Source organism: Erwinia endophytica (genome assembly GCF_009295515.1).
GTDB lineage: Bacteria > Pseudomonadota > Gammaproteobacteria > Enterobacterales > Enterobacteriaceae > Erwinia > Erwinia endophytica.
Genome location: NZ_RQVV01000028.1, coordinates 1 through 4,499 on the forward strand (window position 1 = coordinate 1; position 4,499 = coordinate 4,499).

A 4,499-nucleotide genomic window follows, 5' to 3' on the forward strand; every position below is an offset into this window, starting at 1 on the left:
CTGATTTTCGTTCTGGCGAAAGGCGTTTCATGGTGTTTCCTCACCGCCCCATTAGTGTTTTTGATGGGGGTGACAACTATCCTGACAGAGGGGGTGGTTATCCGGCTACGATAAGAACAGATTAGGGGCCGGAGATTACCGCTCAATAGCATAATTGTTCACTAACAAATAAGAAGAGCCGACCTATGCGAACTCCAATTGTTACACATTGTCCGTATCAGACAGGAACTTGTCAGTATATGGCATTTAAATTTGAAATAGTTACGAGCATTATAGACTCAGCACTTTAGGTACAGATATGTGGCTGATTATAGGTAGGACTTACAACAAAATGAGTATAGATGTCTACTTTTTGATCTTACCGAACATGATGATGTTAGATATTATCGGGCCATCGGAAACGCTGCAGCTGGCAAGTGATCATTTTAAAATTCATTATGTTAGCCCTAAACAAAGTGTGAGTTGTTCAACGGGGATGATGATCGGTGACTTAAAATCGCTGCCGGAGACATTGTCTAAAGGTAGTCTGTTGGTCCTGCCCGGAGTCATTAATTCGCAGGTTGATTTCGGCACTGAAGAAGCGTTGATTGCACTAGAATGGCTTAAGGGATGGCGAGAAAAGGTGAGTTGTCGGGAACTTCGTATCGTATGCATCTGCTCCGGTGCATTGCTAGCGGCTAGAGCTGGCCTGTTAGATGGCATTCAATGTACGACGCACCACGATATTTTGGACCGATTACGGACACTTGCACCGGCGGCCTTGGTGAAAGAAAACTGCATCTTTATTGAAGATAAAGGCGTATGTACCTGTGCTGGTATTATGGCTGGCGTTGATTTAGCACTGCATTTAGTGCACAGGCTTTGTAGCCCGCAAGAAGCGATGAGGGTGGCGAGAGAGATGCTGGTCTATTTCCCGCGGGCAGGCAACGATATGCAAATGTCTCCGTGGTTAATATTCCGACATCATCATCATCCAGTTATCCATCGTGCTCAGGATATCATTGCAATTTCACCAGAGAAGAACCGGAGCATAGAGGAACTGGCTGCGCTTATTCACGTTAGCCCGCGTCATTTATCACGTTTATTTCGTCAGTATCTTGGTATTAGCGTACGTGAGTTTCATGAACAGATGCGTTTGGTACTTGCGCAGCAATATATTCAAAGTGGCATGGGCATTGAAAAAGCAGCCTTAGTTGCCGGTTTTTCTTCCTCTCGTCAATTGCGACGAGCGGAAAAGCGTGCAGGAGCCTCAGGAGATTGATTTTTATATATAATTATATAATTTCATCTGGATTCACGTTCTTGCCAGATAAATATATATTTATGTTTTTGATTTGATATTTACAATTACTTACAGTAAGCGAGAGAGTGTTGATATGGAAAGTAATATAAGTCGGTCGGCTATTATGTATCAACAATTTTGCGTTATTGTTGACCCATTTTCTAGCGGTGCTCTATTAGCCGCTGAGTTTAAGAAACGTGGCTTGGAGTGCATAGCGCTAATATCTCAGAAAAACATTCCTGCGGTATTTGCAGGATCATACCGCCGTGATGATTTCTTCATGGAAATTCGCTTCGACGGTAATGTGAAAAAGATCTCCAACGTTTTGCGCCAGTTAGATATTCGTGCCGTGGTGTCTTGCTTAGAAACCAGCGTGGCTTTGGCGGATCGTGTGGCTAACTTGCTAGACGTTCCGGGCAATAACGTATTTACCAGCGAAAGACGTCGCGACAAATTTTCCATGGGCGAAGCGGTGCGGGCCGCAGGTTTACGCGCCCCACTGCAAAAAATGAGCGCGAGCGAAGACGAAATCATTCGCTGGGTTGCAGAACATAACGTATTCCCTGTGGTGGTTAAACCGGTAAATTCGGCTGGCTCAGATTGCGTAACGACTTGCCACGATCTGGATGAGGTGAAATACGCATGCTCGCTGATTTTAGGTAAGTTGAATAAATTCGAGCAGGAGAATGCTTTCGTACTGGTACAGGAGTTTCTGGATGGCCATGAATATGTGGTCGACACCGTGACGCTTAATGGTCAAACCGTTACCTGTAACGTATTCGTGTATGAGAAAGTCGCTGCTAACAACGTCGCTTTTGTTTATCGCGCTATTCGTGCGCTAGAGGTCGACGACCCGATTGCCAAAAAGTTGATTGCCTATAACGATCAGGTACTGAAGGCGTTAGATATTCACCAAGGTGCTGGGCACAGTGAAATTATTATTAGCAACGGAGAACCTGTGCTAGTGGAAGTCGGTGCGCGTATGCATGGTGGCAATATTCCAGCAGTTGTGCAGAAATGTGCGAAATGGTCCCAAATTGAATTGCTCGTTGATTCTTATATCGATCATCCTTCGTTCCATCGCCGCGCTAAAGAACCGTTGAATCTGGATAGAAAAATTCTTATTCATTTCTATATTTCAGGTGAAGGTGGAAAAGTAAAAGCGATTCGTGGACAAAGCGTTGTCGAGAATTTGCCATCCTACTTTGACGCATTCTGGTACGTAAAGCCGGGTGAGTCTATTGCTGAAACGGTTGATTTATATACCTGCCCGTTAAAAGTTATTCTCACTCACGACAATGCTCATCAGATTGAAGAAGATAGAAATCTTTTGTTAAAACTAGAAAAAGAGAATCTTATTTTTGACGTGTAGTTATTTTCAATAATATTTTTAAAGGATTAATTAATGAAAAAGATAGCTGTGCTGACTAATGATCTGCAATATGACTTGGTAGAGAAAAACCCTGAACGTGTTGCCGCCGTGGATGCATTTAAAGAGCGCTTTGTTTCGTTCATGAGTAATATGCGTGAAATGGGGCATATGACTGTCCATCTATAACTGGTTAACTTGCCCGATGCCCCTAATGTAGAACGCTATAATGGTTTCCTCCCGGTACAGAAAGGAACTCATGGTGCGGAGATTATTAATGAGTTTTTGCATCCTGCGGATATTGTGGTTGAAAAGAATAAAGATAACGGTTTTTATGAAACCGAGCGATGCGTCAGAGTGAGGGTGATTCTTACACGTTGGAGCAATTGGTCGGGACTGAACTACCACGCCTTTGCTAATAGTCGTCATATTTGAAGCTGTATCGGCGTTGGCCAGCAGGTTTGCTTGGGCGTATGACTAACGAGAGCAAGCCCGACAAACGTTAGTTGACCCTGAAAGTGGGATTAGCAGACCTGCGGCGATTATTGTTAAGGCGATTCAGAGGGTGAGGGGAGCGATAAATTTGGCCGCTTGGTGGCCTGACTGCGCGCGTAAAACGTCGTTGTTTTGAGAATGGTTTGATTGTTGAAACGGGGGGATCGTCATGGTGCGGTGGTACGCTTACTTCCTGCTCTGACGATTGAAACAGCGTTGCTTGAGGAGGCGGTATGTATTCTCGGCCAAGCCTTAAGCGCTGAGAGTTAATCATCAATCTATCCATTTATTGGCTCTATTTATAATGACGGGTTACGGGAAGGAATATGGGGATCGTTGATAATCAAAATGGCAGTTTTTTCGGCATCGGCTATATATTGATGTTTAACCTGCTGTCTGGAATACAGGCAGTTTATTTATCGGGGTTGCTGCAAAAGGCTAATTTATTTGCCACCATCACTATTACGTTTTTCTTTGTTAGCGTTTTTTTTATGGGCGTGTCTTTCTTTTATAAAGACAAGAAAAACATACCGACGGCCCCTGCCGCTAAGTTTTATAACGTACTTGCTATTAACCTGACCACGGCGGGAAGTTGGCTGGGATTCTTTGTGGCGCTAAAATATATCGAACCAGCGGTGGTATCTGCGCTGGCGAATGCAATTGGTCCAATGCTGACACTTTTTATTACGGTGAAAATTGCTAAAAGCGATAAGTTGAGCCGAGCCGAGATATTCTCTGCTATCGGTGTGTTTATCTGCATGTTGCTGATTATCCGTTCCACGATGAACGGTACCAGCGCATTGGGGAATATCTCCCGCAATCATGCCGTTATAGGGATCGGCATGGCATTTTTATGCGGTCTTTCAATGGTGTTAAATACCATATTTTCAAAACGTTTGAATAACCAAGGCGTAAAACCTCATAGCATCATGACATTTCGCTTCGTCTTGATTGTGCTGATGGGCGTTTATATCGCTGGTTATGATGAGATAATGGTAACGCTGCATCAGTATTGGTTGACGTTGCTGATTGTAGCGCTATTCGGGAATGTTTTACCTCTATATATTTTGCAGGTTGGGATCAGTAAAGTTCCACCTTTGGTTGTGTCATTTGCATTAGTATTGGCACCGTTATTCTATTTTTTATCACAGCAGTTCAGTAAACGTATTTTATTTTCATTTGAAACGTTTATTTACATTTTATGTTCTTTGATTTTTTTATCCTATGGGGTTTATATGAAATCTAAAGTAAAAATTGTAAATAAGGAAAAGAAAGAATAGATAAAAAGGGTTCTGTCGTGTTAAGCGACTTATCAGGTAACATGCTGTTTTTTTGTGATGTTACCTGCCCATG

4 protein-coding genes are annotated in these 4,499 nt (G+C 43.1%); all 4 read left to right on the forward strand.

The genetic code is table 11. The features are described from left to right. Positions 1–331 precede the first annotated feature (331 nt). The 4 genes from EH228_RS09685 to EH228_RS09705 all read left to right on the forward strand — a co-directional run bounded on the left by EH228_RS09685 (position 332) and on the right by EH228_RS09705 (position 4,426). Positions 332–1,261, forward strand: a complete 930-nt coding sequence (locus tag EH228_RS09685) for a GlxA family transcriptional regulator (protein WP_152321475.1) — start codon at positions 332–334, stop codon at positions 1,259–1,261. A 115-nt stretch (positions 1,262–1,376) separates the two neighbouring features. After that, on the forward strand, positions 1,377–2,654 hold the full coding sequence (locus EH228_RS09690; RefSeq protein WP_152321476.1) for an ATP-grasp domain-containing protein: 1,278 nt from the start codon (positions 1,377–1,379) through the stop codon (positions 2,652–2,654). 33 nt (positions 2,655–2,687) lie between these two features. Continuing rightward, on the forward strand, positions 2,688–2,840 hold the full coding sequence (locus tag EH228_RS20495; protein ID WP_240116265.1) for a hypothetical protein: 153 nt from the start codon (positions 2,688–2,690) through the stop codon (positions 2,838–2,840). Positions 2,841–3,472: 632 nt separating this feature from the next. Then, positions 3,473–4,426 carry a DMT family transporter gene (locus EH228_RS09705; RefSeq protein ID WP_152321477.1) on the forward strand — a complete coding sequence of 318 codons (954 nt, stop codon included), beginning with the start codon at positions 3,473–3,475 and terminating at the stop codon, positions 4,424–4,426. The last annotated feature ends 73 nt before the right edge of the window (positions 4,427–4,499 follow it).

Bases quoted from the DNA above. Each gene is read 5' to 3' on its own strand.
- EH228_RS09690 (WP_152321476.1), top strand. From the start codon at position 1,377: ATGGAAAGTAATATAAGTCGGTCGGCTATTATGTATCAACAATTTTGC.
- EH228_RS20495 (WP_240116265.1), top strand. From the start codon at position 2,688: ATGAAAAAGATAGCTGTGCTGACTAATGATCTGCAATATGACTTGGTA.
- EH228_RS09685 (WP_152321475.1), top strand. From the start codon at position 332: ATGAGTATAGATGTCTACTTTTTGATCTTACCGAACATGATGATGTTA.
- EH228_RS09705 (WP_152321477.1), top strand. From the start codon at position 3,473: ATGGGGATCGTTGATAATCAAAATGGCAGTTTTTTCGGCATCGGCTAT.